19 protein-coding genes and 1 other RNA gene are annotated in these 25,928 nt (G+C 68.3%); 13 read left to right on the top strand and 7 right to left on the bottom strand.

Annotated elements, in window-relative coordinates; all coding sequences use genetic code 11:
* Window positions 1-36: 36 nt before the first annotated feature.
* Both E8M01_RS22180 and E8M01_RS22175 read left to right on the top strand, forming a co-directional pair.
* On the top strand, window positions 37-2,229 hold the full coding sequence (locus tag E8M01_RS22180; protein WP_136962145.1) for an ATP-binding protein: 2,193 nt from the start codon (window positions 37-39) through the stop codon (window positions 2,227-2,229).
* Between the two features lie 73 nt (window positions 2,230-2,302).
* Complete coding sequence (locus tag E8M01_RS22175; RefSeq protein WP_136962144.1) at window positions 2,303-3,820, top strand: malonate--CoA ligase; 1,518 nt, start codon at window positions 2,303-2,305, stop codon at window positions 3,818-3,820.
* A 69-nt stretch (window positions 3,821-3,889) separates the two neighbouring features.
* Here the strand turns inward: E8M01_RS22175 and E8M01_RS22170 are convergent, their stop codons facing one another.
* The gene (locus tag E8M01_RS22170) at window positions 3,890-5,236 is read right to left on the bottom strand and encodes a 3-carboxy-cis,cis-muconate cycloisomerase (protein ID WP_136962143.1); all 1,347 of its coding nucleotides are present in this window, start codon (window positions 5,234-5,236) and stop codon (window positions 3,890-3,892) included.
* Window positions 5,237-5,386: 150 nt separating this feature from the next.
* Between E8M01_RS22170 and E8M01_RS22165 the strand changes: the two genes are divergently transcribed.
* Both E8M01_RS22165 and rnpB read left to right on the top strand, forming a co-directional pair.
* Window positions 5,387-5,620 (top strand): hypothetical protein, encoded by a 234-nt coding sequence (locus E8M01_RS22165; protein ID WP_136962142.1) that lies wholly within the window; start codon window positions 5,387-5,389, stop codon window positions 5,618-5,620.
* A gap of 62 nt (window positions 5,621-5,682) precedes the next feature.
* Window positions 5,683-6,080: RNase P RNA component class A (rnpB, locus tag E8M01_RS22160), an RNA gene on the top strand.
* A 65-nt stretch (window positions 6,081-6,145) separates the two neighbouring features.
* On the opposite strand, the gene E8M01_RS22155 is transcribed toward rnpB, so the two are convergent.
* Together E8M01_RS22155 and E8M01_RS22150 are read right to left on the bottom strand one after the other, a co-directional pair.
* A complete protein-coding gene (locus tag E8M01_RS22155; protein ID WP_136962141.1) occupies window positions 6,146-7,591 on the bottom strand; it encodes a ComEC/Rec2 family competence protein in 1,446 nt (481 codons plus the stop codon).
* Window positions 7,592-7,602: 11 nt separating this feature from the next.
* On the bottom strand, window positions 7,603-11,154 hold the full coding sequence (locus tag E8M01_RS22150; protein WP_136962140.1) for a S8 family serine peptidase: 3,552 nt from the start codon (window positions 11,152-11,154) through the stop codon (window positions 7,603-7,605).
* A 209-nt stretch (window positions 11,155-11,363) separates the two neighbouring features.
* Between E8M01_RS22150 and trhO the strand changes: the two genes are divergently transcribed.
* Together trhO and E8M01_RS22140 are read left to right on the top strand one after the other, a co-directional pair.
* Entirely contained in the window at window positions 11,364-12,134 is a 771-nt protein-coding gene (gene trhO / locus E8M01_RS22145; RefSeq protein WP_136962139.1) for an oxygen-dependent tRNA uridine(34) hydroxylase TrhO, read from the top strand.
* The gene (locus E8M01_RS22140; protein ID WP_136962138.1) at window positions 12,127-12,339 is read left to right on the top strand and encodes a SlyX family protein; all 213 of its coding nucleotides are present in this window, start codon (window positions 12,127-12,129) and stop codon (window positions 12,337-12,339) included. The genes trhO and E8M01_RS22140 overlap by 8 nt, the downstream gene beginning before the upstream one ends.
* 16 nt (window positions 12,340-12,355) lie before the next feature.
* On the opposite strand, the gene greA is transcribed toward E8M01_RS22140, so the two are convergent.
* The 3 genes from greA to E8M01_RS22125 all read right to left on the bottom strand — a co-directional run bounded on the left by greA (window position 12,356) and on the right by E8M01_RS22125 (window position 17,764).
* Window positions 12,356-12,835, bottom strand: coding sequence for a transcription elongation factor GreA (greA, locus tag E8M01_RS22135; RefSeq protein ID WP_136962137.1), 480 nt, complete (start codon window positions 12,833-12,835; stop codon window positions 12,356-12,358).
* Between the two features lie 128 nt (window positions 12,836-12,963).
* Window positions 12,964-16,248 carry a PAS-domain containing protein gene (locus tag E8M01_RS22130; protein ID WP_136962136.1) on the bottom strand — a complete coding sequence of 1,095 codons (3,285 nt, stop codon included), beginning with the start codon at window positions 16,246-16,248 and terminating at the stop codon, window positions 12,964-12,966.
* Window positions 16,249-16,375: 127 nt separating this feature from the next.
* Window positions 16,376-17,764 carry an aminotransferase-like domain-containing protein gene (locus E8M01_RS22125; RefSeq protein ID WP_136962135.1) on the bottom strand — a complete coding sequence of 463 codons (1,389 nt, stop codon included), beginning with the start codon at window positions 17,762-17,764 and terminating at the stop codon, window positions 16,376-16,378.
* Window positions 17,765-17,917: 153 nt separating this feature from the next.
* On the opposite strand from E8M01_RS22125, the gene E8M01_RS22120 reads away from it, so the two are divergent.
* The 5 genes from E8M01_RS22120 (at window position 17,918) to E8M01_RS22100 (ending at window position 22,933) form a co-directional block, all read left to right on the top strand.
* The gene (locus E8M01_RS22120) at window positions 17,918-18,307 is read left to right on the top strand and encodes a DUF983 domain-containing protein (protein WP_136962134.1); all 390 of its coding nucleotides are present in this window, start codon (window positions 17,918-17,920) and stop codon (window positions 18,305-18,307) included.
* 46 nt (window positions 18,308-18,353) lie between these two features.
* Entirely contained in the window at window positions 18,354-19,301 is a 948-nt protein-coding gene (locus E8M01_RS22115) for an SLAC1 family transporter (RefSeq protein ID WP_136962133.1), read from the top strand.
* An 82-nt stretch (window positions 19,302-19,383) separates the two neighbouring features.
* Complete coding sequence (locus E8M01_RS22110; RefSeq protein WP_136962132.1) at window positions 19,384-20,256, top strand: DMT family transporter; 873 nt, start codon at window positions 19,384-19,386, stop codon at window positions 20,254-20,256.
* 524 nt (window positions 20,257-20,780) lie between these two features.
* Entirely contained in the window at window positions 20,781-21,632 is an 852-nt protein-coding gene (locus E8M01_RS22105; protein ID WP_170182020.1) for a lytic transglycosylase domain-containing protein, read from the top strand.
* 170 nt (window positions 21,633-21,802) lie between these two features.
* On the top strand, window positions 21,803-22,933 hold the full coding sequence (locus E8M01_RS22100; RefSeq protein WP_136962130.1) for a M20/M25/M40 family metallo-hydrolase: 1,131 nt from the start codon (window positions 21,803-21,805) through the stop codon (window positions 22,931-22,933).
* Window positions 22,934-22,977: 44 nt separating this feature from the next.
* Here the strand turns inward: E8M01_RS22100 and E8M01_RS22095 are convergent, their stop codons facing one another.
* On the bottom strand, window positions 22,978-23,448 hold the full coding sequence (locus E8M01_RS22095; RefSeq protein ID WP_136962129.1) for a hypothetical protein: 471 nt from the start codon (window positions 23,446-23,448) through the stop codon (window positions 22,978-22,980).
* 210 nt (window positions 23,449-23,658) lie between these two features.
* Between E8M01_RS22095 and E8M01_RS22090 the strand changes: the two genes are divergently transcribed.
* Both E8M01_RS22090 and E8M01_RS22085 read left to right on the top strand, forming a co-directional pair.
* Entirely contained in the window at window positions 23,659-24,057 is a 399-nt protein-coding gene (locus E8M01_RS22090; protein ID WP_136962128.1) for a carboxymuconolactone decarboxylase family protein, read from the top strand.
* A 220-nt stretch (window positions 24,058-24,277) separates the two neighbouring features.
* Window positions 24,278-25,852 carry a Do family serine endopeptidase gene (locus E8M01_RS22085; RefSeq protein WP_136962127.1) on the top strand — a complete coding sequence of 525 codons (1,575 nt, stop codon included), beginning with the start codon at window positions 24,278-24,280 and terminating at the stop codon, window positions 25,850-25,852.
* Window positions 25,853-25,928: the final 76 nt, after the last annotated feature.

The raw sequence follows: 25,928 nt of genomic DNA, 5'->3' as shown, positions 1-25,928 counted from the left end.
GCCGGCACGCACCGCTTTGGCTCATTGGGCAGCTCGATGGACGTTCAGCATGCCAACGACGCCTGGCTGGTCGCGGCGACGCTCTGCGCCTTCCTGGTGCTGGCCGGCCAGGTGACACTGGAAAGCGGCCTGGTGCGCGCCAAGCACAGCGTCAATGCCGCTGCCAAGGCCCTGGTCCAGGCCGGACTCAGCGTGTTGATCATCTGGGCCATCGGCGAAGGTCTGATGGCGACCGGCGATGGCCATCGCCTGATCGGCCACGGGCCGTTCCTGCCCGGCGCCGAGGCTGCCGGGCCAATTCTGCTGTTCCACATCGCGCTGGCCGCCGGCGCGGCGACCATCCTGTCCGGTCCGCTGGCCGAGCGCACGACCCTGCGCGGTTATGCCCTGGCGGTCGCGGTCTTCACCGCCGTGATCCTTCCGCCGGTCGTGCACTGGGCCTGGGCGGTCTCCGCCGACGGCGCCGGCTGGCTGAAGGCCATCGGTTTCATCGACCTGGCCGGCGGCGCGGTGATCCATGTAACCGGCGGCGCGGCCGCCCTTGCCGCCGCCTGGATGATCGGCCCGCGCAGCGGCCGGTTCGACGGGGTCCGGCGCCTGCCGGTGATCCAGAGCCAGAGTTTCCCCTTCGCGGCGCTCGGCGTCCTGCTGCTCTGGCTCGGCTGGTTCGGCATCGCCGCCGGCCAGACCATGGCGGCGGGCGTGCCGCTGGCGCCGGTGGTGCTCAACCTGGTGCTGGCCGGCGCTGCCGGCATCGCCGCCGTCTTCGTGCTGAACCAGCTTCGCCCGGCCGAGGTCACGGTCATTCACCTGGTGCACGCGGCGCTCGCCGGCGTGATCGCGGCCGGCGCCGGCGCGCAATTGTTCAGCCCGGCCGGCGCCGTCGCCATCGGAACCGCCGGGGCGCTTGCGGCGCTGGTCGGAGCGCGGCTGGTCGAGGCGCTGAAGATCGACGATGCGCTCGGCATGGCCTCGGTGCATCTGTTTGCCGGCGCGCTCGGCACGCTGGCCCTGGCCACGACCAGCGGTGAGGCGCCATTCATGCTGTTGGCCGTCCAGGCGCTCGGCGTGCTGGCCATTGCCGGCTTCGCCTCCGGCATGATGACGCTGGCGCTGGCCGGCGGCCGGATGATCCTGAAGCTCAGGGTCGATGCCGACCAGGAGCGGATCGGGCTGAACGTCGCCGAACATGGCATGACCACCGACGTCGCCTTGCTGGTCGGCCAGATGAGCGCGGTCAACCGCCATTCCAGCAGTTTCGCCTATCTCGACGCCGACGGCGATGGCGAGATCGGCCAGGTGGCGCGTGAATATAACCGCGCGGTCGACATTTTCCGCGCCCAGATCACCGGCGTGAAGACCGAATTGAGCCAGGCCGAGGCGGTGATCGACGAGACCAGTGCCGCCTTTGCCAGGCTGCAGGCGGATCTCGCGCAGCGCGACGAGAAGCTGGAGGAGGCGGCGCGCGAGGTGGCGCTGCTGACCGACCAGCTCGCCCGCTCGCTGGTCACCGTCCAGGGCCTGAAATCCCTGCGCATCGGCCTCGTCAAGCTGGTCGGCCGGACGTTCCGTGCGCCGATCGAGCGGCTGCATGCCATGGCCAAGCGGGCCGAGGCGACCCGCGAGCCGGCCGATATCGATGCGCTGATCGAGGCGGCCCGGGAGGAATCGGCAAGGCTTGCCCGCAGGCTCGCCGACGTCATCGACTATGCCGAGGTTTCGACGTTCGAGACGCCGCCGGCCACCGATCGGATGGCAGTCGAGAAACTGATCGCCGAGATCAACATGATCTACCGGCCGCGCGCCGACGCCAAGCGGCTCAAGCTGCGCGTCGTCTGGGGGCCGGAAATCAGCGGCATGGCGGCGAGCGCCACGGCACTGCGCCGGATCATGGGCGAACTGGTCGGCAATGCCATCGACCGGACCGGGAGCGGCGGACTGGTCAGCCTGTCGGCGCAGCGTGGCGGTGACGGCCAATTGATCCTGGACGTGGTCGATTCCGGCGCCGGCATCAGTCCGGGCGCCATCGCGGCCGCCCTCGATCCGCTGGCCGAGCGGATCTATGGCGCGGACGAAGAGCCGGCCGGACTAGGCCTCGCGCTGGTCAAGAAGCTGGTCGATCTCTATGGTGGAACCTTCACGATCCGCTCCAAGCCGGGCATCGGCACGCAGGTGCGGGTGATGATCCGTCCGGCCCATCTGAGCGAGCCGATCGCCAGGCCGGCGTGAAGCGGCCCTCGACCTCGCCGCTCGAATGCGGCATGGTCCGGCCCTTTCCATGCCACCCCTCGCTTAGATCGCCATGGCCAATCACCTGTTCGACCTCGTCCGCGCCAATGCGACGGACCTGACCAAAACCTTCATCGAGACCGAAGCCGGGCTGAAGCTCAGCTACGACAACCTGATGACCGGCACGGCGCGCTACGCCAATGTGCTGGTCGGGCTCGGCGTCAAGCCGGGCGATCGGGTGGCGGTGCAGGTCGAGAAATCCGCCGCTGCGATCTTCCTCTATCTCGCCTGCGTGCGCGCCGGCGCGGTGTTCCTGCCGCTCAACACCGCCTATACGCTGACCGAGATCGCGTACTTCCTCGGAGATGCCGAGCCGGCTCTGGTGGTTTGCGACCCGACGCGCCGCGACGGCATCGCCGAGGTCGCGAAAACGACCGGCGTGCCTGCTGTCGAGACGCTCGGCAAAGGCATGGACGGCAGCCTGTTCGACAAGGCGGCCACCGCCTCGGAGGCGTTCGACGACGTGGCGCGTGGGCCGGACGATCTCGCCGCCATTCTCTACACGTCAGGCACCACCGGGCGCTCCAAGGGCGCCATGCTGAGCCACGACAATCTCGCCTCCAATGCCCTGACGCTGAAGGACTACTGGCGGTTCACCGCCGACGACGTTCTGCTGCACGCCCTGCCGATCTTCCACACCCATGGCCTGTTCGTCGCCACCAACACCATCCTGGTGGCTGGCGCCAGCATGCTGTTCCTGCCGAAATTCGATGCCGACAAGGTGTTCGAACTCATGCCGCGGGCCACCACCATGATGGGCGTGCCAACCTTCTATGTCCGCCTGGTACAGGACCAGCGCCTGACCCGCGAGGCGACGCGGCACATGCGGCTGTTCATTTCCGGCTCGGCGCCGCTGCTGGCCGAAACCCACAAGCTGTTCCGCGAGAAGACCGGGGTTGCGATCCTCGAGCGCTACGGCATGACCGAAACCAATATGAACACCTCGAACCCCTATGACGGCGACCGGGTCGCCGGCACGGTCGGCTTTCCGCTGCCGGGAGTGTCGCTCAGGGTTGCCGATCCCGAGACCGGCGCGCCGATCGCCCAGGGCGAGATCGGCGTCATCGAGGTCAAGGGCCCGAACGTCTTCTCGGGCTATTGGCGCATGCCGGAAAAGACCGCGGCGGAATTCCGGGCCGACGGTTTCTTCATCACCGGCGATCTCGGCAAGATCGACGATCGCGGTTATGTCCATATCGTCGGACGTGGCAAGGACCTGGTGATTTCGGGCGGCTACAACGTCTATCCGAAAGAGGTCGAGACCGAGATCGACGGCATGCCGGGCGTGGTCGAGAGTGCGGTGATCGGCGTGCCGCATCCCGATTTCGGCGAGGGCGTCACGGCAATCGTGGTGGGTGAGAAGGGTGCGACGCTCGACGAGGCCACGATCATCAAGTCGCTGGAACAGCGGCTCGCGCGCTACAAGCTGCCGAAACGGGTCATCGTGGTCGACGACCTGCCGCGCAACACCATGGGCAAGGTGCAGAAAAACCTGCTGCGCGACGCCTATAAGGGCCTCTACGGCGGCTGAGGCTGCGACGATCCCTAACTGCACAGCGCGTGATGGCCGTGCCCGTCACGCCGTCTCGCGCGGGATGGCTCACATCCCGGCGTAGCGCGCCAGCACCCGGTCGACGAATTCCCCCGCCGCGCCGAGATAGCGCGCGGGATCGAGCAGGCCGGCAAGTTCGTCGCGCGACGCTGCCCCGGCAATCACGCTGTCCTCGGCCAGGACATCGAGCAGCCCCCTGCCCTCGGCCACGGCCTTGCGACAGGCGGCCTCGATCAGGTCATGGGCGGCAAGCCGGCCGAGCGCCGGCGCCAGCGCCATCTGCACCGCCTCGGCCATCAGCAACCCATCGGTCAGGCCAAGATTGGCGCGCATGCGCTCGGGCCTGACCTCCAGGCCTTCCAGGAGTTCGGCTGCGCGATGCAGCGCGCCGCCGGCGAGGCGCGCGAGTTCCGGCAGCGCCAGCCATTCCGCCTGCCAGCCGCCGGTGAAGCGCTCATGCTCGCCGGCTCCGCCCGCGGCCACCGCCGCCAGCAGTTGCGGCGCCAGATTGGCCGCCCCCAGAATGGTCGCCGACAGCATGGGATTGCGCTTGTGCGGCATGGTGGAAGAACCGCCGCGCCCGGGCGCCGCCGGTTCCATGACCTCGCCGACCTCGGTCTGCATCAACAGCGCCACGTCGCGGGCCAGCTTGCCGCAGGTGACCGCGATACCGGCGAACAAGGCCGCCGCCTCCAGGATGCGGTCGCGATGGCCGTGCCAGGGCGTGTCGGCAAAGGCCAGGCCCAGGGCCGTGGCCAGCCGGTCGGCAACCTCCGGTCCCTTGTCGCCGAGCGAGGCCAGCGTGCCGGCGGCACCGCCGAGCTGCAGCACCAGAACGCGCGGGCGCGCCTCGCCCAAACGCTCCCGGTGACGCATCAGCGCGTCCAGCACCCCGGCCATCTTCAGGCCGAAGGTGATCGGCAGGGCCTGCTGCAGCCAGGTCCGCCCGGCCATCGGCGTGTCGCGGTAGATCCGGGCGAGCCGGGCGGCCGCCTTGGCGGCGCGGGCAAGATCGGCGTCCAGCACATCGAAGGCGGCTTTGAGCTGGAGCACCAGCCCGCTATCCATGACATCCTGGCTGGTCGCACCGTAATGGACCCATTTGGCCGCTTCGGCATCGGCGGCCGCAACCTTGGCTGTCAGCATCTTGACCAGCGGAATGGCGGTATTGCCGGCGACCCCGGCGGCAGCAGCCAAGGCCGCCGGGTCGATCGGCCCTCCGGCGCAGGCCTTGGCGATCGACGTCACCGCCGCCTTGGGAATGACGCCGGCCTCAGCCTCGACGGCGGCCAGCGCCGCCTCGAAACGGAGCATCGCGGCGATCGTTTCGCGATCGGAGAATACAGCCTCCATGGCGGTGGAACCGAACAGGGGCGCGAGCAGCGGCGACGGCATGAGACACCCAAGGTTCGGGACACCGGGGACCAGCGATTTCGCCCGACCCTTAGCAGAGCCGGACCGCCCGCTCCAGACGGACCGGAGCTGGCGCCGGGCATCGCTCGTCCCCACATGGGAGGATGACCCTGTCGGCTGAGGAGACCACCCATGGATTCCGTGGCGAAAAAGGCGCTGGACCTGCAGACCGAAGGAACCCGTGAGTTCGAACGGGCGATTGCCGGCCCGGGGCCGGTCATGCCGCGCAGACAAGCCGATCCGATCGAAGATGCCGACCTGAGCCTGGCGCTCGAGAATACCTTCCCGGCGAGCGACCCGATCGCCGCGACCTCGGCCGAGACGATCAGCGGCGCGCCTCCAGGCCACCCGCCACCGGAGCGTTGATCTCGACCGGCAGCCGACCGCAACGCTTGACACCCCGCGCCCGCTGACGCACTTGAGGCCGGTCAGCCGGCCGGACGGCCGCCGCCGCATCACCCGAAAGGGCGCGGGGGAGGAAAGTCCGGGCTCCACGGAAACACGGTGCCGGATAACGTCCGGCGGGGGCGACCCCAGGGAAAGTGCCACAGAGAACAGACCGCCGGAGCATGCTCCGGCAAGGGTGAAACGGTGGGGTAAGAGCCCACCGCGCGACCGGCAACGGAAGCGGCACGGCAAACCCCACCGGGAGCAAAACCGAATAGGGACGGCATGGGGCGCCCCACCGGGGAGACCCAAGGCGTGGATCCGCGTCGCCGTCCGGGTAGGTTGCCAGAGGCGTCCAGCAATGGGCGTCCTAGAGGAATGGCCGTCGCGCGGGAGCGATCCCGCCCCACAAAACCCGGCTTACAGGCCGACTGATGATGAGGGCTCCCGGCGGGAAACCGTCCGGGAGCTCGCCATGTCAGGCGGTCGTCCCGGCGCCCGGATTCAGACCGAAATCTCGAAATAGAGCTTGTCGACCACGACATTGGCCGGCGGCTTTGCCGGGGTCTCGTCAAGACGCAGGACGCCGTCGCGCGCCTTCTCGCCAAGCGCCGCGACCAGTTCCGGCAAGGGCATGTTGCCCCAGCGCTTCTTGACCGCCATGGCATGATCGACCGGGATCATCGCGAAGCGCAGGCGTTCCATCAGGTCGAGACCCTTGGCCTTGAGCGTCGCATTGTGGCTGCCGTGGTGGCCGACCTTGTAGACGATGGCGCGGCGCAGCAGGTCCCAGGCGGTCACCTTGCGGCCGTCGACGGTCCAGTCGAGCGTTTCCCAGGACAGCCAGTTGCCGACCTGGGCATCGGCGACGAACAGCAGGACGTCGCCATCGGCGAATTCGATGGCCAGCACCAGGCTGGTATTGTTGGTGGCGCTGTCGAGCGCCAGCGCCAGTTCCGACGCGCCGTCGAGCCAGGCCGTGTCGATCCGCCGCCAGTCCGGCGCGGCCTCGCCCGGGCCCCAGTAATGGGCGCGGAAGAAATCCATGCCGCGGGCAATTTCGAGGGGGATGGCGCGGTTCGGGCCGAAGGGCGCGGCGTCGTCGGTGCCATCGAGCGCCGCCAGCACATTGGCCCCGAATGCGTTGGCGCTGACGCCATAGGTCTCGGGCTCGCGCGTCGACGGCAAGGTCTTGCGAATGAGCTTGCGGTCGTGCGGCGGCCCCAGCACGTAGAGCCGGGCGTCGGGATCGGCGAGTTGCACCGGCGGATCGGACGGCCGGCAATAGCGGATCGGACCGAGCGCCTTGACCACGTTCAAGGCGTCTTCGGTGGAGGCGCCGCCGGCCGCACCGAAGAAACCGATGAGCGCGTCGATCTCGTCGGCCTCATCCGCGCCGCCGGCCAGGCGCATGGCGCCGGCGCTCAGCCTCAGGCTCCTCAGCGCGGTGTCGCGTTCTCCGGCCAGCTCGCGCGCCAATTGATCGGCCGGGTCTTCGGTCCAGGCGAGCCAGACCTTCTTGAAGGTCAGTTTCTTCAGGGCTTCGGTCGCCTGGACGAACCCGGACAGGTGATCCCAGTGCTGGTGGGTCGCCAGCAGGAGGTCGATCGTGCCGCCGGTCTCGCGGGCGATATCCTCGACCACCGCGGTCATGATCGCGCTGCTGTCCGGGGTGCCGAGAATGACACCGCAATCGATCATGATGCGATAGGGCTTGCCGCTCGCGCGGCTGAGCGAAATCAGGAAACAGTCGCCGAGGCCCTGGCGGTACATGCGGATTTTTGCGCGCCCGGCATTTTTACCGCGCGCGCCGGTCTTGGCCCGCCCGCCGGTTTTGGCGCTGACGGCCGCCGGCGCCGGCTTGCGCTGGCCGGCGGTCGACGCGGCGGTTGGTTTCGCCTTTGGCTTCGCCGCCTTGAGGGGTCCGGCACTTCGCGGTCTGCGCGCCATGTCGGTATCCCCTAGCGATGCCTGTGCAACAGCGCGAAGGGCTCGCGCGATGCAGCCGCACTGTCGGAATAGGCGTTGCTCTCATCCGCCGCCACGGCCTGGCGATAGCGGGTCTGGCGCTCGATCGAAGCCTGGCTGTCGAGCCGCTTGCGAATGAAATAGCGCACCTCGTTCGCCTCCAGGTCGATCAGCAACGTGCAGCCGCCGCGATAGATCACCCCGGCCTGCTCGCTGCGGAACGTCTGGGTGATCTCGACCACCAGGTCGGTCCGGCTCTGGCCGTCGGGACCGATCCGGCGCGCCGGGCGGACCGAATGGACCTCGATGCCGCCGCGCCTGCCCTTCAAGCCGTTGATGGTGACGGCCTCCGCCTTGCGCCTGAGCCCGAGCGCAGCCAGCTCGTCGTCCGAGACCTGGCTCGCCGAGGTCAGCCAGGAATGGACGATCGCCGCGTTGTCGCGCGCGGTGTCGAAGGCCTCCCGGCGATCGCCGGTCAGGCTCCAGGTGAGTTTCAGCCGCTTCAGCACGACGGCAAGATTGGCCAGCGGCAGCGGCGGCGGTTCCCACACCAGATTGCCCGGCGACAGGTGGCGAACCCCGGTCGGATAGATGCCGCGGTCGCGGAACGCCGCGACGAAGGCGGCCCGATAGCCGCGCGGATCGTCGGGCACGAGATCCCGGTCGGCGGTGATCAGGGCACGCAGATAGTCCCCGAAGGTGATGTCGACAGGCGGACAATAGTCGAGCGCGCGGATGGTCATGCTGAGCACCTGGCCAGCCACCTTGCTCGCCTCCTCGGCAAGCCGCCCGGCCAGCGCCTCCGGCAGGTCGCCTTCCGGCAGCACGCCGCTGCCATTGGTGGCGAGGCGGACCAGGTCACGGGTGCGCGCCTTGTAGATCGCCAGGAAGGCCGCGAACACCGCCGAGACCAGCACCGAGCCGAGGGCATGGGCTTCCTTGGCCGGATCATAGTCGGTGCGCGCCGGCTTGGCTGGCACCCAGGCGCCGGTTCGCGGATCCAGGCTGCCAATGGCATCGCGCAACGCGCCATAACCGCCGCCGATCGCCTGGCCGAATTCGACCGCGAGCTTGCCGAGCAGGTTCTCCTTGCCGAGATCGCCGCGCGTCGTCCGGATCGTGTCGCGCAGCGCCTCGGGCATGGAGAAATGCTGGAACAGGGCGACGATGTCGGCGAAGGCTTCGTGGAAGGCGAGCACATCGGGATTGGTCGGCTCGCGGAAGCGCCGGTGCAAGCCGTCGAGCAGCGCGTGGGTGGTCTCATGGGCGATGACATCGTGCGACAGGGCACTGAAGGTCATGCCGCCGGGCAGGCCCTCGCCGGCCGCCCTATGGTCGGCGGCGAAATAGCCGAGCAGCAGCGCCTTGCGATCCGGGCTGTAGAAGGCGTTGGCCGCGCGGATCGCGTGAGGGTAGATGCGCAGCCGCTGAACATAGGTGTCGCGCCGCCGGCCGGCCTGATCACGCGTGTGGCGCGGCGCCCAGAGTGCGCTGCGGCCAAGCGCATGCTCGAAGAACTCGATGGTCCGCATCGCCACCGCATAGACCATCTGCTGGTGGAACTGCGGATTGTCCTCGGCCGGCGTCAGCCCGTCGCGTGGCAGGAGGTGCGGGTGATTGAGGTCGACCGGCGCGTAGGCCGCGCGGCTCGACGGGTCGATGTCGATCACCTCGACATAGTCGCCGACCGGGCCGGGCTTCAGGTTGGTCTCCCAGCGGATATCCAGCACCGCCTCGTTGATCGCCGCGGTGTCCAGGCTGGTGCCGAGCGACGGGTCGAGCGCGAAGACCTTCAACCGCCGCCGGTTCGGCGTCGCGACCGGCGGGTTCATCGCCCGGTCGAGCTGGTAGGTCTTGACCTTGCTCGGTGGCGCCGCGACGGCGATCGACGACCGGGTGGCAAGGCCTGCCGCCTGCAGCGCCCGGCTGAGCTTGGCCGAAATGCCGGGCTGCGCGATCAGCGCGTCGGCGAGGTTGCGCCGGTCGCGGGTGGTCAGCTTGTCCGGCGGCACCGCCGCGTCCGGCAGCACGGCCTCGACCGCGGCCGACTGCGACAATTGCAGCGCCTCCAGTTCCAGCATGCGCCGCTCGGCATCCGAGGCAATGCCGAAATCGGTGCCGAGCAAGGTGTCGAGAAACGGAAAGCGGGCGCTGTCCGGGGGTTGCTTGACGAGCGTGGCGGCCTTGGGCGGCGCGATGCCGAGAGCCGCAAGCGCGCGCAATTCACCCCGGCCGAGCCGGCGGCGGTCGCCAGCCTCGCCCGAGGCCGAACGGAACAGTGCCTGACGGATCGCTTCGACCCGCATCCAGCCCTGCGGGTAACCGGCGACCGCGGCGCGGTTTGCCTGCAGCCAGAGCGCCGCCGCGGCCGCCACCTGCGGCGTCGCCGACGACGTGCCGGCGCCGTCCAGGTCGACGATGCCGGGACAGCCCATGCGCGCCCAGGGCGTGTTCGGCGTAAAAGCCGAGACCGCCGTTTCCATCTTGCTGTCCGGACCATAATTGCCGGCCATCTGGTTCGGCGCGAGATCGGCATAGGGCCGATGGTTGGCCATGATGCCGCAGGCCGCGACGACCCGGTGGAAGCGCGCGGGATAGACGATGTGGCGGGTCGGCAGGTTGGCGAAATTGTTGCCGGCGGCGGTGACGATGAAAACGCCCTGTTCGTAGAGCGCATTGACCGCGTCGGCCCAGGCCTGCGAGGCAAGGCCGCCCATGCTCATGGTGATGATGTCGACGCGGGTCGCCGGTTTCGCCGCCAGGCCGTGGACATAGTCGAAGGCGCGCGCAATGGCGCTGTTGTAGAACAGCACGACGCTGTCGGCGACCCGCAGCGGCACCACCTCGGCCTCCGGCGCGCAGCCGAGCGGCCGGCCGGGCCCTGGCGCGGCGCCAGCCAGGATGCCGAGCGTGCCGGTGCCGTGGCCGGGATTGGACAAGGCGCCGAAGCTGACTTCGCAGGCGTCGTTCGGCCGTTCGGCATCGACGAAATTGCGCTGCAGATTGCGGTTGAGCCGGCGAGGCAAGGTCCGGTGCGCGGGATCGTAGCCGGTGTCGAAATGGGCAATGCGCACGCGGCCGGCGGGCGTCGGCGCACCCACCTTGTCATTGGCCCTGTCGAATTGGCCGTGCCGCTCGTTGCGGATCCAATAGGGATCCGGATCGGTTGGAAAATCGGGTTTCTGACGATCGGGCGCGCCGCAGCCGGCGGCCAGCCGGAAGCCTGCCGCCTTTTCGTCGCCCACCGGCCATTGCTGGGCGAGATCCGGCTCGGCAAAAGCGACGGCCTCGCCGCCGGCAACCCCCAGGCCTTCGCTGAGCAGGCGATGGCAGGCGTCCCAGGGATTGAGGTCGACGGCTTCGGTTGCGGTCAGCACCTGCCAGGCGGTCGGCGCCGCCATGCCGAAGGCATCGTGCACCGCGATGCTCTCGAACAAGGGCCGGGCGTCGAAGCGGACCGAAGCGCCGTCGACCGCAAGCGCGGCGCCAGGCGCGCCGGGTTTGGCCTTGACCAGGAATCGCGGACCAGCGGCAGCGTTCGCCATGCCTCGCCCCACTCGTCAGACCCGCGCCTGACCGGCCCGAAAGGGCCAGCCATCCGTTTCACGCACTGCCGCTAACTCTTGGTTGCCGGATTTGAGGCCAGCACAACCAGGCTGTCAATCGGCGGCGCCGGCGCCTGGCCTGCGGGCTGGTGTGTCGTGCTCCGCGCGCCCGGCTTTCGCGCCGGCGCTCATCTTGATAGACCAGCGCCATGACATTCCGCGTGGCCGCCCTCTATCAGTTCGTCGCACTGCCGGATGCCGGCGGGTTGCTGGCGCCGCTCCGCGAGATCTGCGCCGATTCCGGGCTGAAGGGCACGATCATCCTTGCGCATGAGGGCATCAACGGCACTGTCGCCGGCACCGCCGAAGCGATCGAGGGCTTCATCGACGCGCTGCGCGAAGGCCCGCTGTTCGACGGTCGTCTCGACCGGCTCGAACTGAAATTCTCGGCCGCTGCCGCCATGCCGTTCAAGCGCCTGAAGGTGCATCTGAAGCCGGAAATCGTGACCTTCGGCGACATCGGGACCGACCCGGCCCGCCGAACCGGCACCTATGTCGACGCCACCGGGTGGAACCGCCTGATCGGCTGCCCCGATACCCTGGTGATCGATACGCGCAACCAGTTCGAGGTCGCCATGGGCACTTTCGACGGCGCGGTCGACCCGCGGATCGGCCGGTTCAGCGGGTTCCGCGATTTCGTGGCGCGCGAACTCGATCCGGCGAAGCACCGCAAGGTCGCGATGTTCTGCACCGGCGGCATACGCTGCGAAAAAGCCAGCTCCTATCTGCTGTCCCGAGGCTTCCAGGAGGTCTATCACCTGCGCGGCGGGATCTTGAAATATCTCGAAGAGATCGCCCCGGCCGAGAGCCGGTGGACCGGTGAATGTTTCGTCTTCGACGAGCGCGTGGCGCTCGGCCATGGGCTCGCCGAGCGCGGGCCAGGCGCGGCACTGGAAGGGGCTCAGACCTCGGATGACTGACACCAGCCTCACGAGCCGCGTCGATACGCTGGAAATGCGCATCGCCTATCAGGACGACACCATCGAGGACCTGAACCGGACGATCACGGCGCAATGGAAGGAGATCGACCGGCTCACCCGCGAGATCGCCAACCTGGCCGACCGGGTGCGCGAAGCCGGAAGCGGGGCCAGCGGCGCACCGGAGCCGCCGCCGCCGCATTATTGAACAGCTGGTTCTGCTGTTAGCCGATCGCGACGACTTCGACCTCGCCGGCGCCGACGATGGCGGTGTCACCGACACGCTTGCCGATCAAGGCGCGGGCAATCGGCGAGACATGGGAAATCGTGCCCTTGGCGGGATCCGCCTCGTCTTCACCGACGATCCGGAAAGTCTGCCGGCGACCGTCCTCGCGATCGAAGGTGACGCTGCCGCCGAAACCGACGGTGCCGGTCTCCGGATGAGGCTCGACCAGTTGGGCGCTGTTGCGCCGGGCGGCGTAATAGCGCAGGTCGCGGCTGGCGCGGGCCAGCGCCGTCTCGTCGGCCGGGGCCTCGCCATTGGCCTGGGCCGCGACAACGGCGGCGCGCGCGGCGGCAAGCGCCGCGTCCAGGGCGGCGAGCCCGTTCGGCGTCACCAGGTTCGGGTGGGGCGAGATCGGCCGGTCCGGCAATTCCGCCTCGCCGCCGTCACGATCGTTTTCTTTGGTGAAGGCAACACTCATATCGGCAATGTCCCAAGGCCCAGGCCGGCGGCGGCCGAACGCGCGGGCCGCCCTCCTGTCCAGCCCTCAAAGCTAGCCCAAACGCCGCTGAGCGTCGAGAATATTGCCGATCGGCAGCAGCCGTCCGCTCACGCCGCGACGGCCTTGCGATAGAGCCTTGCGATCAGGTCGAGCGCGTCGGCCGCGGGTTTCGGCGGGCTGATCAGATAGCCCTGGATCTCGGTGCAACCGCAGGCGCGGACGATGGCGAGCTGTTCCGGCGTCTCGACACCCTCGGCGGTGGTCTCGATGCGCAGGCTCGTTCCCAGATCCGCCATGGCGCGGACGATGGCGGCATTGTCCTTGTTGCGGTCGAGATCGGCAATGAAGGAACGGTCGATCTTGATCTTGTCGAAGGGAAAGCTGCGGAGATAGCTGAGCGAGGAATAGCCGACGCCGAAATCGTCCATCGAGATGCGGATGCCGAGCGCTCTGAGCTCATGCAGCATGGCGATGGTAACGTCGTCCTTCTGCAGCAGCACGGCCTCGGTGATTTCCAGCTCCAGCCGGTGCGGCGGCAAGCCGGAGGCGGCCAGCGCGTTCACCACCATGGCCACCAGGCTGCGGTTCTTGAACTGGACCGGCGACAGATTGACCGCCACCTTGATCGGATCGGGCCAGCGCGCCGCCTCCATGCAGGCGCCGCGCAAGACCCATTCGCCGATCGGCAGGATCAGGCCGGTCTCCTCGGCCAGCGGAATGAATTCGGCCGGCGAGACCGCGCCGCGTGCAGGGTGGGTCCAGCGCAGCAACGTTTCGAAGCCGGTCAGCACTTCGGTTGCGGCGCGCACCTGCGGCTGGAACACCAGATGGAACTCGCCGGCGCCCAACGCCTGGCGAAGGTCGAGTTCCAGCTCGCGCCGGGCCTGGATGCGCGCGCTCATGTCCGGCTCGAAGAAGCGGAACATGCCGCGGCCCTCGGATTTCGCCCGATAGAGCGCCAGATCGGCGCATTTCATCAAATGGTCGGCGGCGGTGCCGTCCTGCGGTGCGACCGCGATGCCAATGCTCGAGCCGGTATTGATCACCTGGCCGTCGATGACGAAGGGTTCGGCCATCAGCGCCACCAGGCGACGCGCCAGGGCCTCCGAGTCCTGCGGCCGGGCCGTCCGCATGAGGATGGCGAATTCGTCGCCACCGAGCCGCGCGATCGTGCCCTGCGGCCCGACCGCGAGCATCAACCGCTCGGAGACCGCGCGCAGCAGGCGGTCACCGACGGGATGGCCGAGCGTATCGTTGACACTCTTGAAATGGTCGAGGTCGAGGCAGAAGACCGCCAGCGGATCGCCACCGTGCTCCACGTCGGTCAGGCCTTCGGCCATCTTGTCGCGGAACAGCACGCGGTTCGGCAGGTCGGTCAGCGCGTCATGATGGGCCATGTGGGCGATATGCTGCTCGGCCTTGTGCCGCTCGGTGACGTCCTCGTGGGTGGCGACCCAGCCGCCATGCTCCATCGGCTCGTAGACGACCTTGAAAATGCGTCCGTCGGCCAGTTGACGATGGGAAACGTAGTTGCCGGCTCTCAGGCGCTCGAAATAACCCTTGAGCAGGTCGTCCGCCGACATGTCCTGGTAATTGCCGATGGCGACGCTGTGCTCGACGATCTTGCGCATGCTGACGCCGGGCCGGACCACGTCGGGCGACAGGCGGTACATGTCGAGATAGCGCTGGTTGCAGACGATCAGGCTGAGGCGCTCGTCGAGCATGCACAGGCCGTGGGCCATGTTGTTGAGCGCCGCATCGAAGCGCCGATATTGCTCGCTCAGCTCCTCGGCCGCACGCTCGCGCTCGGTAATGTCCTCAAATGTCGTGACCCAGCCGCCATTCGCCATCGGTCGCGACCGGACCGCGACGACCCGACCATCGGCAAGCCGACGGGTCAGCATAGGCTCGCCCTTGTCGAGGAGCCGGGCCTTGAAATCGGCCATCACCGCATCGGCATCATAGCCCTGCAGGTGGATGCCGCGCGCGACGCTGAGGCGCATCAGGTCGATCAGCGGCGTGCCCGGTTTGCAGGCCTCGGGATCCAGTCCGTAGAACTCCAGATAGCGCTTGTTGCGGACGACCACCCGCAGGTCCGGGTCGAACACGCAAAGCCCCTGTGCCATGCTGTCCAGTGTTGCGTCGAGCAGCAGGTTCTGCTCCTGGACCTCGGCAATGGCCATGGCCCGCTCGGCTTCGACCTGGCGCAGATCGGTGACATCCTCGAAGGTGCCGATCCAGCCGCCGTCCGGCAGCGGGCAAATGGTGATCTCGATCCGCCGGCCGTCGGCCATTTTCTGGTCATAGGTCTTGGTCACGCGGTCGGCCATGGCGGCCATCCGGCGTTCGACCAGTTCCTCGGCCGTGGCACCTGGATAGATGCCGATCGCCACGCCGTGCTCGAACACGCCGCGCAAGCTGACGCCGGGCTTCACGACCGCCGGGTCGGCCCTGAACATGCTGATATATTGTTCGTTGCAGACGGTCAGGCGGTGCTGGCCGTCGAACATGCACAGGCCTTGCGACATGTTGTTCAAGGCGGCATCGAACCGGCGATGCTGTTCACGCAGTTCTTCGGCGGCGTGCTCGCGATCGGTGATGTCCTCGCTGGTGATGACCCAGCCGCCGCCAGCCGTCGGGCGGTTGCGGATCGACAGATAGCGCCCGTCGGCGAGCGGCCGGACGAAATCGCAGCGGCCGACTTCGGTCAGCCGGCGGTGCGATTCGTCATAGAGCTCCTGCCCGGTCATCCCGACATAGGTGCCCCGGTCGATGAAATGCTGCAGCACGTCGTAAAGGCTGACGCCCGGCTGCACGACCGCGGGATCGAGGTCGAAATGCTCGATATAGTGGCGGTTGCAGACGATCAGCCGCTCATCGGGACCGTACATGGCAAGGCCATGCGCCATGTTGCCGAGCGCCTGTTCGAAGCGCATCACCTGAAGTCGGTAGGCTTGCTCCAGGCGGTGATGGGCGGTGACATCGGCATAGGTCGCGACCCAGCCGCCATCGGTGGTCGGACGATAGCTGATGGCGATGATACGGCCGTCAGCGAGGGCCTGGCAGTCGTCGAAAGGTTCGGCGCGAGCCAGGCGCTGGGACCGGGCCTGCCAGACGGCATCGAAGGCCACGCCGACGAAATTGCCGCGATCGGCGCTGTGTTTCAGCAGGTCGCGCATGGCAAGGCCCGGACGAACCACCGCCGCGGCCAGGCCGAAAAGCTCGAGGAAACGTCGATTGTGCAGCGCGATCCGATAGGCGGCATCGAAGACGCAGAGGCCATGAGTGATCGCGTCGAGCGCGGTTTCGTGCAGGGCGAGCAGGCTTTCCTGTCGATCGCGCCCGGACTTGCCAGGGCCGTCGTCGCAAGCCTCCATCATCTGATCAGTCACGTCGCCCGCCGCCTTCAACACCCCGATCGTGAAAACTAGCGGCAATTCCAAGAATTACGGGTTAATCCCTGTGGTATAAATTGTCTGACCAAACGGAACCCTGCAAGGTTAATGTCGGAGCCGGTCGTTAGACGAAGGCAGCCAGCGGCTGTCCCGAACCGGTCAGCAGGGCATCGATCAGGCGCGCGGCACGGCGGAGCGCGCCCAGATCGGCAAGACTGCCGAGCGACAGCCTGACGGCATTGGGCGGCCGGTCGGTCACCGCGAAGGCGTCGCTGGAGACGACCGCAAGCCCCGCCTGGCGGAGCGCGGTCGAAAACGCCTCGCGCTCCCACCGGTCCGGCAGGGTCAACCAGGCATGGGGCGCCTCCGGATCGCCCGCAAGATCGTGCCCGGCGAGCACCTCCGTCATGATCTCCTGCCTCGCCCGGTTTTCGCCGCGCATGGCGGCAACGATCTCGGCGAGCGAACCGTCCCGGACCCAGAGCGAGGCCAACGCCGCGTTCAACGGCGGTGCCATCACGCAGGCCGCATGGATTTCGGCGCCCAGCCGCAGGCCGTCGCCGGTGCCGGGAACCGCGACATAGGCCACCCGCAACGCCGGCGAGACGCTCTTGGCGAGCGAGGCGATATGCCAGGTCCGGTCGGGTGCGAGCCGGGCGATGGCCGGCATCGGTTCGCTCCGCAGATCGCCATAGGCGTCGTCCTCGATGATCCACAGGCCATGCCGGCGGGCGATGGCGCCAAGCGCGGCGCGACGCTCAACGCTCAGGGTGACGGTCGTCGGATTGTCCATGGTCGGGACGCAATAGAGTGCCTTCGGCCGGTGCACCCGGCAAAGCGCTTCAAGACGATCCGGGTCGAGGCCAAGGGCATCGCCCGCCAGCGGAATCAGCCCGACACCGAGCCGTTCTGCGACCGATTTCATGCCCGGAAAGGTCAGTTCGCCGGTCACCACCGCATCGCCGGAACCGAGCAGCAACCGGCAGATCGAGGCGAGCGCGTTCTGCGCGCCGGCGGCAATGACGACCCGGTCCTCGGCGAGCTCGCCGAGCCGGCCCTTCAGCCACTCGGCGCCGGCCATGCGGTCGGGCAGCGCGCCGCCGGCCTGCTGGTATTGCAGGCGCTCGGCGGCATCCGGTGCCTGGAGCACGGCGCGAAAGCCTTCATCGAACCGGTCGGCGAGATGCAGCCGCGCCGGCGTCGGCGGCAAATTCATGCGCCAGTCGACCGCCACTGGCGCGACCGGCGGGATGGTGCGCCGGGCCGAGCCCGGTCCGAGCACAAAACTGCCGCGCCGGCCATTGGCGCCGATCAGGCCGTCGCGGCGCGCCTCATTGAAGGCTCGTGTCACCGTGGTCAGATCGACCCCGATCAGCCTGGCCAATTCGCGCTGCGGCGGCAAGGCGTCGCCCGGCTTGAGCCGGCCTGACCGGATGTCGGCGGCAAGAGCCGAGGCGATCGCCAGATATTTCGGCCCGCCGCCCGCACTCAGATCCGGCACCCACTGCGTCATCACCTTGCCCCCGCCCGCGGCTTTGTCGCCTTGACATCGTCTGCATACATATTACATACGATGGAGACAAATTCAACGCCTTGTATGGAGATATATCCATACAAAGACCGGTCGGCCGAGATGAGCCATCCCGCGCGACCAGAAAGGCCTGTCATGTCGGACCGCGTTTGGCCAGAACTGTCGCCGTTCCACACCGGTGTCCGCGGCCGATGCCCGCGCTGCGGTGACGGGCACCTGTTCGACGGCTTCCTGAAGCTTCGGCCGAAATGCGAGGTTTGCGGCCTCGACTACAGCTTCGCCGATCCGGCCGACGGCCCGGCCTTCTTCGTCATGATGTTCGCCTGCGTGCCGCTGGTGATCCTGGCGTTGTGGCTGGAGGTGAAATACCAGGCGCCGCTGTGGGTGCACCTCGTCGTCACCTTGCCCTTCGGCCTTGCCACCTGCATCCCGCCGCTTCGCCCGTTGAAGGGCTGGCTGGTCGCCTCGCAGTTCTATTTCAAGGCCGAGGAAGGCCGGCTCGTCCGCAAGGATGAACTGAACTAGGATCGCCTGATCGCCTGCGCAACCGAACCGAAGGACCGCTCCAGACATGCGCCCCATGCTGTTCGGGATGGTCCTTGGCATTGGCGGCCTCGGCAATGGCTGGCGGGTGGCCGCGCGCCTGTGGGGAGCGCCGGCCTTCATCGGTGAAACCCTGGCGATCGCCGCGGCCGTGATCTGGCTCGGCCTCGCCATTGCCTATGTCAGGCTCTGGCTGACCGACCCTGAGGCGGCTCTGGCCGATGTGATGCACCCGGCCCAGGGCATGCTCGCCTCGCTGATCCCGGTCTCCACCTTGATCGCCAGCCTGGCGCTGGCCCCGCACCTGCCAAACCTCGCCTGGCTCATGTTCCTCGCGGGCCTGGCCGGCGTGCTCGGCTTTGCGGTCTGGGGCATCGGGGCGCTCTGGCAGGGCGGGCGGGTGGTCGAGGACACCACGCCGGTGCTCTACATGCCGACCGTCGGCGGCAGCCTGGTGGCGGCGCTGGCCGCCGGCTCGTTCGGCCAGGCGGACACCGGCTGGCTGTTCTTCGGCCTCGGCCTCCTGTCGTTCCTGGCCATGGAACCGGTGATCATCAAACGTCTGCTGCTGACGACCCTGCCGCCCGGCCAGCGCGCGACGCTCGGCGTGCATATGGCGCCGGCGGCCGTCGCCAGCGTCGCCCTCATGGCGCTGACGGATCAGCCAGGCTCGACGCCCCTGGCGCTCATGCTGTTCGGTTATGGCTGCTTCCAGGCCCTGGTCCTGCTGCGACTGGCGCCCTGGCTGCGCGAGCAGCCTTTCGGACAGGCGGCCTGGGCCTATACATTCGGCATCTCGGCGCTGCCGCTGGCGGCGCTTCGGCTGGTCGAGCGTGGCGCCGGTGCGCCGGTCACCGCGCTGGCGCCGCTGCTGTTCCTTGCGGCCAACCTGATCATCGGCTGGATCGCCCTGCGCACCCTGTGGGCTCTCATGGCCCGATTGGGGACCTTCCGCGGACCGGCACCCGGCCGGTGATCGGTCTCATCAGCGAAAAGCGCTTGTTCCGAAGGCCGACCGGCCCGATGGTCGCGGCCCGTTTCGCGCAAGCCCCATTTGAATGTCCTCCCGCAAAGCTCTCGGCCTCCTGCTCGGCTTCATCGGCGTCGTCATCTTCGGCGCGACCTTGCCGATGACACGCATCGCGGTCGGTCATCTCGACCCCTGGTTCGTGACTTTTGGACGCGCGGCGCTCGCCGGTCTGGTCGCCGTGATCCTGCTGGCCGCCGGCCGCAAGACCGTGCCGCCGCGTTCGGAATGGCCGGGTTATGGACTTGCGGCGCTGATGCTGATCACCGGCTTCCCGGCGTTCATCGCGCTCGCCATGCTCACCGTGCCATCGGTCCATGGCGGCATCGTGCTCGGCATCTTGCCGCTCGCAACGGCAATAGCCTCGGCCCTGATCACCGGCGAGCGGCCCTCGACCGGCTTCTGGCTCGCCGGTGTGGCCGGCGCCGCGCTGGTGCTGGCCTTCACCCTGCGCCAGGCTGGCGGCCTGCATCTCGAAATTGGCGACCTGTTCCTGCTGGCGGCGGTGGCGGCCTCCGCCATCGGCTATACCGTGAGTGCCGTGCTCACCCGCTCGCGCCCTGGCTGGGAGGTCGTCTCCTGGATGCTGGCCCTGTCCCTGCCGGTCACCCTGCCCGCGGCCTGGCTGACCAGCCCCGCCGACCTCGCAATCGTGCCGCGACAGGCCTGGTGGGCCTTCATCTATCTGGCACTGTTCAGCCAGTTCATCGGCTTCTTCTTCTGGAATGCCGGCCTGGCGATGGGCGGCATCGCCCGGGTCAGTCAGGTGCAATTGCTTCAAACTTTCGTGACGCTGGCGGTCGCGGCCCTGCTGATCGGCGAGAAAGTCGGGCCGGAAACCCTTGGTTTTGCCGCCGCCGTCGCTCTCGTCGTGCTGATTGGCAGCCGCATGCGGACACGGTGAACAGCCGTTGAGGCGGTTTTGCCTCAATCGCGTGAGACAATCGCCCAGCTCTTGGTTCCAATCGCATTCTCGCCACGCGAGACGGCTTCCTATTCGCGCGAAAATGCTCATGGTGGCGCTCTGAAATGGCCTGCGGTAAAGTTTCAGCCATGCGATCCGGTATGCGTTTCTTCCTGCTCGCGGGCGTCGGCGTGGTGTTGGGCACAGTCCCGGCCTCGGCTCCCGCGCGTGCCCAACTCGACTTGTCGCCGCCGGCACCGACACGGGTCGCCCCGGCCAGCACGACGGCGCCGCGCGCCCATCGGCCTGCCGCCCGGGCCCCGCGCACCGCGCCCTTGCCGGTCGCGCGACCGGACATCCCGGCCGAAGCGACGGCCACGACGGACGCCGAGGCTGCGTCCACGCCGCCGGCGGGCCGGGCTCCAATCGACGCGGCAACGACCCCAGCCGCAGTTGCGGCAACTCCACCGGCGCCGCCGGCACCTGCGCTTGCCGGCGCGACCCGGCCGGCCGGCAGCTTCGACATGCCGACGCCCGCGAGCCCCGCACCGGGCCTGTCGGTGAGCCGCATCGACGAAGCCTTCGAGGCCGCGGCCGGTGCACAGCCGGAAATGGCGGTCACCCCGGGGACGCCGCCGGCGCTGGCTCGCGCGCCCATGCCGGCGGCCCGGCCGGCGGATGTGCCGGGCGCGCCCGCCGACGCCGCAGCCGCCGCCGCCACATCGGCAGCGTCAAAGGCCGAGGCACCGGCGGCCGCCCCGCATATCCCGCCGCCCTTTGCAGAAGCCCCGGCCCGGCGTGTCGAAGGTCGCGCCTTCGCGGACCAGCGCTATCCGATCGGCCGCGAGGCGCACCTGCCGACCATCAAGAAATATGCCGAGGCAAGCCGCGTTCCGATCGACCTCGCCGATGCGATCGCCACCATCGAAAGCGCCTATGACCCGCATGCGGTCGGCAGCGCCGACGAGATCGGCATCATGCAGGTGCGTTCGAGCGTCGCGCGGGATGTCGGTTTCGAAGGCCCCGCGCAGACTTTGTTCGACCCGGAAACCAATATCCGGATCGGCGTCAGCTATCTGGCCGGCGCCTGGGAGCGTTCGGGCGGCAATGTCTGTCAGGCCTTGATGAAATACCGTATTGGCTGGGACGAGACACGGATCAGTCCACTCTCCGCGGAATATTGCCGGCGCGCCCTGCTCTACCTGAATGCCATCGGCTCGCCGCTGGCCCGTGGCCTGTCGCCACCGCCGGCGCTGAACGGCGTTCCCGGTGCCGGCGTCGGCCGGGGTTTGTTCAACTGGTCCGACCACGACACCCGGCTGCGCCAGATCGAGCAGCGCTTCGGCGGCGAGAATTTCGGCATCATAGCTCGGTAGCGGCAACGCGCGTAGACGCTCGGCGACAAACCGCACTAGGCTCGGCGCGCACTGGAGTGGCGGGCCGTTGATCACAACGGGCCAATGCTCCGTCTCGTCGTCTTGTCGCATTGTCCTCGCTCGCGCGGCGGTCCGTCGCGCCTTGGAAATGCCCTCGCCAGGAGCCTTGCATGCCCGTCACGACCGATGTCGAAGCCGTCATCGCCGATATCATCCGCTGGGCCTCGATCGAAAGCCCGACCTATGACGCGGCAGCGGTCAACCGGATGCTCGACGAGGGCGGTCGCGACCTCCGGGACATGGGCTTCCGCATCGAGCGCCAGCCGGGCACCATGGGTTTCGCCGACGTGCTGATCGGCCGGCTCGACGGCCATGAGCCGGGCCCGGGCCTCTTGATCCTGGCTCATGTCGATACGGTTCATGCGGTCGGCAGCCTCGCCGGGCCGCTGCCGATCCGGCGCGACGGCGACCGGCTCTACGGGCCGGGTGTCACCGATATGAAAGGCGGCACGGTGCTGACCTTGCATGTGCTCGGCAAGCTGATCGCGGCCAAGGGCGGCAAGCTGAAGCGCTCGGTCACCGTGGTGCTGATTCCCGACGAAGAAGTCGGCAGCCCCTCGTCGCGCGCCACCATCGAGGCCGAAGCGCGCAAGGCCGCTCATGTGCTGGTGCCGGAACCCGGCCGCGACCATGTCTGCGTGTCCGGTCGGCATGCCGTGCTGCGCTACAATATTCATGTCCACGGCAAACCCTCGCATGCCGGGGCCGCCATCGGCCGCGGCGTCAGCGCGATCCGCGCCATGGCGCGGATCATCGAGACGGTCGAGGACTGGTCGGACTACGAGCGTGGCCAGACCTTTGCCGTCGGCCGGGTCAATGCCGGCACCTGGGTCAATGTCGTGCCGGTGATCTGCTCGGCCGAGGTGCTGTGCGTGGCGGCCACGCCGGATGATGTCGCCGACATCGATCTCAGGCTGAAGACGCTGAGAGCGCCCTTCCCCGGCACGCGCGTGACCATCGAGGCAGGTCCGGTCCGGCCGTTGTTCGTCGCCTCCGAAGGCACCATGGCGATCTACGCCAAGGCCAAGGCGATCGCCGACCGCAACGGCTTCCCGATCGACCACATGCAGTCCGGCGGCGGCTCGGATGGCAATTTCACCGGGGCGCTCGGCGTACCGACGCTCGATGGGCTCGGCGTCTGGGGCGGCGGGATCCATACCAAGGAAGAATATTGCGACATCCGCTCGATCACGCCGCGCGGCACGATCGTCGCCGGCCTGATCGAAGAGCTCGCCTGCTGACGCAGGCTGCGTGACGCCGGCGGGCCGTCCCGCCGGCGGCCAGCTCAATCGCCGTCGAGCAGTGCGATACGGGCGATGGCCAGGCATCCGCCGGTGCGCACGAAGGAGACGCTCTGCAGATAGAGCGTGTTGTGCAGAATGCCCGAGGGGCCGAAACGGCAGGTCAAGCCCTGGCATTGCATGCCGTCGAGCACCCCGCGCAGACGCGCCGCCTGGCGCGGTTCGGCCGTTTCCGCCCTGGCGAGCCGTGCTTCCACCCGTGCCGCCGGCACGCGCGCCGAAAAACTCAGGTCATCGGCCAGCGAATGCTCGACATGGATGGTGACCGGCCGCGCGGGCAACCGGCGCGCCAGGTGATCCAGGGTGCGGGCGACAAAATGGGCCGCGACGTCGCGGCCAAGGTCCTCGGCTCGCGAATAGGTGCAGGTCGCGGCCCGCAGATCAGCGAAAGAGCCGCCGGCAAAGCACAGGGCGATGGTCAGGGCGGCGCGCGCGAGCATGGCATCCAGATCCATTCATTGCGCCCGAGACCCGGCGCTGTCGGGACAACATTTCTGGGTCGCGACTCAGCCAGGATAAAGTTCAGGCTGGGAGATCATTTTTTCGCCGGCCCGCCAGATCCTGTCGCGCCGCGGCGAGGTCACCGCATCACTGGTGGACCTCGAGGCCGTGCGGCACCATCGTCAGAAGCCGCGGCTGAGCCGCCACAAAAACCGGAGACCCGCATGTCGACCATGGTCCTGCTCGACGACGACCAGCTGTCGCCCGAAGCTGCCGCCGTCTTCGCCGACATCCGTGCCGTCAGAGGCACCGACTTCGTCAACAATTTCTGGCGCGCGCTGGCCCATGACCCGGTGGCTCTGAAGCGCACCTGGGAGAGCATCAAACAGGTGATGGCACCGGGTGCGCTCGATCCGCTGACCAAGGAAATGATCTATGTCGCGGTTTCGATCGCCAATTCCTGTGAATATTGCATCCGCTCGCATTCGGCCGCAGCGCGCGCCAAGGGCATGACCGACGCGCAGTTCATGGAACTCGTTGCCGTGGTCGGCATGGCGAGCGAGACCAACCGGCTGGCGACCGGCCTGCAAGTACCGGTCGATGAAGCCTTCCGCGCGCCCTGACGGACGGTCGAACTGGTCCGCTTCAAGCAGCTGTGAAGGGATTGGACCGTACCCGCGACGACAAGCCTCCTTTCGCCGGTCGCCAATTTGCCCCATTTCATGGTTGAGTAGGACACGACGACATCCCGTCGAAACACGATGGGTGTTCCTTCCGAGGCCACGATCATGCGTTCGGCCGGCTCCAGGGCCGACGGATCGGGCCATTTCACGGGGATCCGCCATGGCGCGCACTAAGTCTTCCACCCATCGGCTTCGCGACGGCATGGCCGCGGCAGCGCTCACGCTGACGCTCGGCATGCCGCTGTCGCTGACGCCAGCTCTGGCGCCACCGGCCGAGGCCCGCGCCGCCATCGACGTTTCCGATCTCGCCGAGCGCGTCATCGACGCGGTCGTCAATATCTCGACCCAGACCCGTGTCGATACCTCGGCCGCCCGTCCGCCGGGCGGCGCGCCCGGCACTCCAGGCACCCCCGGCAACCCCGGCAACCCGGGCAATCGCGACGGCGCTCGCCCCGGTCCGGGCACGCCGTTCGACGAGCTGTTCGAGGAATTCTTCCGCCGTCGCGGCGAAGGCGGCCAGGGTGCGCCCGGCCAGCCGCAGCAGCCGCAGCGCCGGCAATCCTCGCTCGGCTCCGGCTTCGTGATCGACGCCTCCGGCATCATCATCACCAACAACCACGTGATCGACGGCGCCGATGAAGTCACCGTCATCTTCAATGACGGCACCCGGCTGAAGGCCGAGATCATCGGCCGCGACCGCGAGATCGACATCGCCGTGCTGCGGGTGAAGCCGGAGCGGCCGTTGAAGGCGGTGCCCTTCGCCGATTCCGACAAGATCCGCATCGGTGAGCCGGTCATGGCCATCGGCAATCCGCTCGGCCTCGGCGGCACGGTGACCGCCGGCATCGTCTCGGCCAAGAACCGCGACATCCAGTCCGGCCCGTTCGACAATTACATCCAGACCGACGCTGCCATCAATCGCGGCAATTCCGGCGGCCCGCTGTTCAACATGGCCGGCGAGGTGATCGGCATCAATACGGCGATCTTCTCGCAGTCCGGCGGCAATATCGGCATCGCCTTCGCGGTGCCGGCCAATACCGCCAAGCCGGTGGTCGAGCAGTTGCGCGAATTCGGCGAGACCCGGCGCGGCTGGCTCGGCGTGCGGATCCAGGAGGTCACCGACGAGATCGCCGAAAGTCTGAACCTGCGCGGCTCGCGCGGAGCGCTGATCGCCGGCGTCGAGCCGAACGGTCCGGCCGGCCCGGCCGGCCTGCGCACCGGCGACGTGGTGCTGCGTTTCGACGGCAAGGAAGTGCGCAACTCGCGTGAACTGCCGCGCATCGTCTCCGAGACGCCGGTCGGCAAGGCGGTGCCCGTGGTGGTCATGCGCGCCGGCAAGGAAGAGACGCTGATGGTGACGCTCGGCCGTCGCGAAGGCAATATTCAGCAGGCCTCCACGGGCCGCCAGCCGGCGGAACGCCCGCAGCAGAACCCGACCGTCTCGGCGCTCGGGCTGCAGCTGTCGGGCGTGACGGCGGAACTGCGCCAGCGCTACCGGCTGCGCGACGATGCGCGCGGCGTGGTCGTGACCCAGGTCGACCCCAATTCGCGAGCCGCCGAACGGCGTGTCCAGGCCGGCGACGTGATCATGGAAGTGCAGAACGAGGCGGTGAATTCCCCCGCCGAGGTGACCCGCCGGATCGACGCCCTGAAGGCCGAGGGGCGCAATTCCGCGCTGTTCCTGATCGCCAATGCCGAGGGCGATCGCCGCTTCGTGGCGCTCAATCTTCGCTGACGACGGTGGGCCGGAAGGCCCGCCTTTCTCTTCAAGATGGAAGGCGGGTGACGAGCCCGCCTTCTTCTTTGGGCGC

This window comes from Phreatobacter stygius (assembly GCF_005144885.1).
GTDB classification, from domain to species: Bacteria; Pseudomonadota; Alphaproteobacteria; order Rhizobiales; family Phreatobacteraceae; genus Phreatobacter; species Phreatobacter stygius.
This window is presented reverse-complemented; position numbering and strand designations above follow the sequence as displayed.

What these genes read in the sequence shown, in the direction of transcription:
- E8M01_RS22120 (WP_136962134.1), top strand. Translation starts at nt 17,918, where the DNA reads ATGTCGGACCGCGTTTGGCCAGAACTGTCGCCGTTCCACACCGGTGTC.
- E8M01_RS22175 (WP_136962144.1), top strand. Translation starts at nt 2,303, where the DNA reads ATGGCCAATCACCTGTTCGACCTCGTCCGCGCCAATGCGACGGACCTG.
- E8M01_RS22115 (WP_136962133.1), top strand. Translation starts at nt 18,354, where the DNA reads ATGCGCCCCATGCTGTTCGGGATGGTCCTTGGCATTGGCGGCCTCGGC.
- E8M01_RS22090 (WP_136962128.1), top strand. Translation starts at nt 23,659, where the DNA reads ATGTCGACCATGGTCCTGCTCGACGACGACCAGCTGTCGCCCGAAGCT.
- E8M01_RS22100 (WP_136962130.1), top strand. Translation starts at nt 21,803, where the DNA reads ATGCCCGTCACGACCGATGTCGAAGCCGTCATCGCCGATATCATCCGC.
- E8M01_RS22140 (WP_136962138.1), top strand. Translation starts at nt 12,127, where the DNA reads ATGACTGACACCAGCCTCACGAGCCGCGTCGATACGCTGGAAATGCGC.
- E8M01_RS22110 (WP_136962132.1), top strand. Translation starts at nt 19,384, where the DNA reads ATGTCCTCCCGCAAAGCTCTCGGCCTCCTGCTCGGCTTCATCGGCGTC.
- E8M01_RS22105 (WP_170182020.1), top strand. Translation starts at nt 20,781, where the DNA reads ATGCCGACGCCCGCGAGCCCCGCACCGGGCCTGTCGGTGAGCCGCATC.
- trhO (WP_136962139.1), top strand. Translation starts at nt 11,364, where the DNA reads ATGACATTCCGCGTGGCCGCCCTCTATCAGTTCGTCGCACTGCCGGAT.
- greA (WP_136962137.1), bottom strand. Translation starts at nt 12,835, where the DNA reads ATGAGTGTTGCCTTCACCAAAGAAAACGATCGTGACGGCGGCGAGGCG.
- E8M01_RS22165 (WP_136962142.1), top strand. Translation starts at nt 5,387, where the DNA reads ATGGATTCCGTGGCGAAAAAGGCGCTGGACCTGCAGACCGAAGGAACC.
- E8M01_RS22125 (WP_136962135.1), bottom strand. Translation starts at nt 17,764, where the DNA reads ATGACGCAGTGGGTGCCGGATCTGAGTGCGGGCGGCGGGCCGAAATAT.
- E8M01_RS22095 (WP_136962129.1), bottom strand. Translation starts at nt 23,448, where the DNA reads ATGGATCTGGATGCCATGCTCGCGCGCGCCGCCCTGACCATCGCCCTG.
- E8M01_RS22170 (WP_136962143.1), bottom strand. Translation starts at nt 5,236, where the DNA reads ATGCCGTCGCCGCTGCTCGCGCCCCTGTTCGGTTCCACCGCCATGGAG.
- E8M01_RS22085 (WP_136962127.1), top strand. Translation starts at nt 24,278, where the DNA reads ATGGCGCGCACTAAGTCTTCCACCCATCGGCTTCGCGACGGCATGGCC.
- E8M01_RS22150 (WP_136962140.1), bottom strand. Translation starts at nt 11,154, where the DNA reads ATGGCGAACGCTGCCGCTGGTCCGCGATTCCTGGTCAAGGCCAAACCC.
- E8M01_RS22155 (WP_136962141.1), bottom strand. Translation starts at nt 7,591, where the DNA reads ATGGCGCGCAGACCGCGAAGTGCCGGACCCCTCAAGGCGGCGAAGCCA.
- E8M01_RS22180 (WP_136962145.1), top strand. Translation starts at nt 37, where the DNA reads ATGGACGTTCAGCATGCCAACGACGCCTGGCTGGTCGCGGCGACGCTC.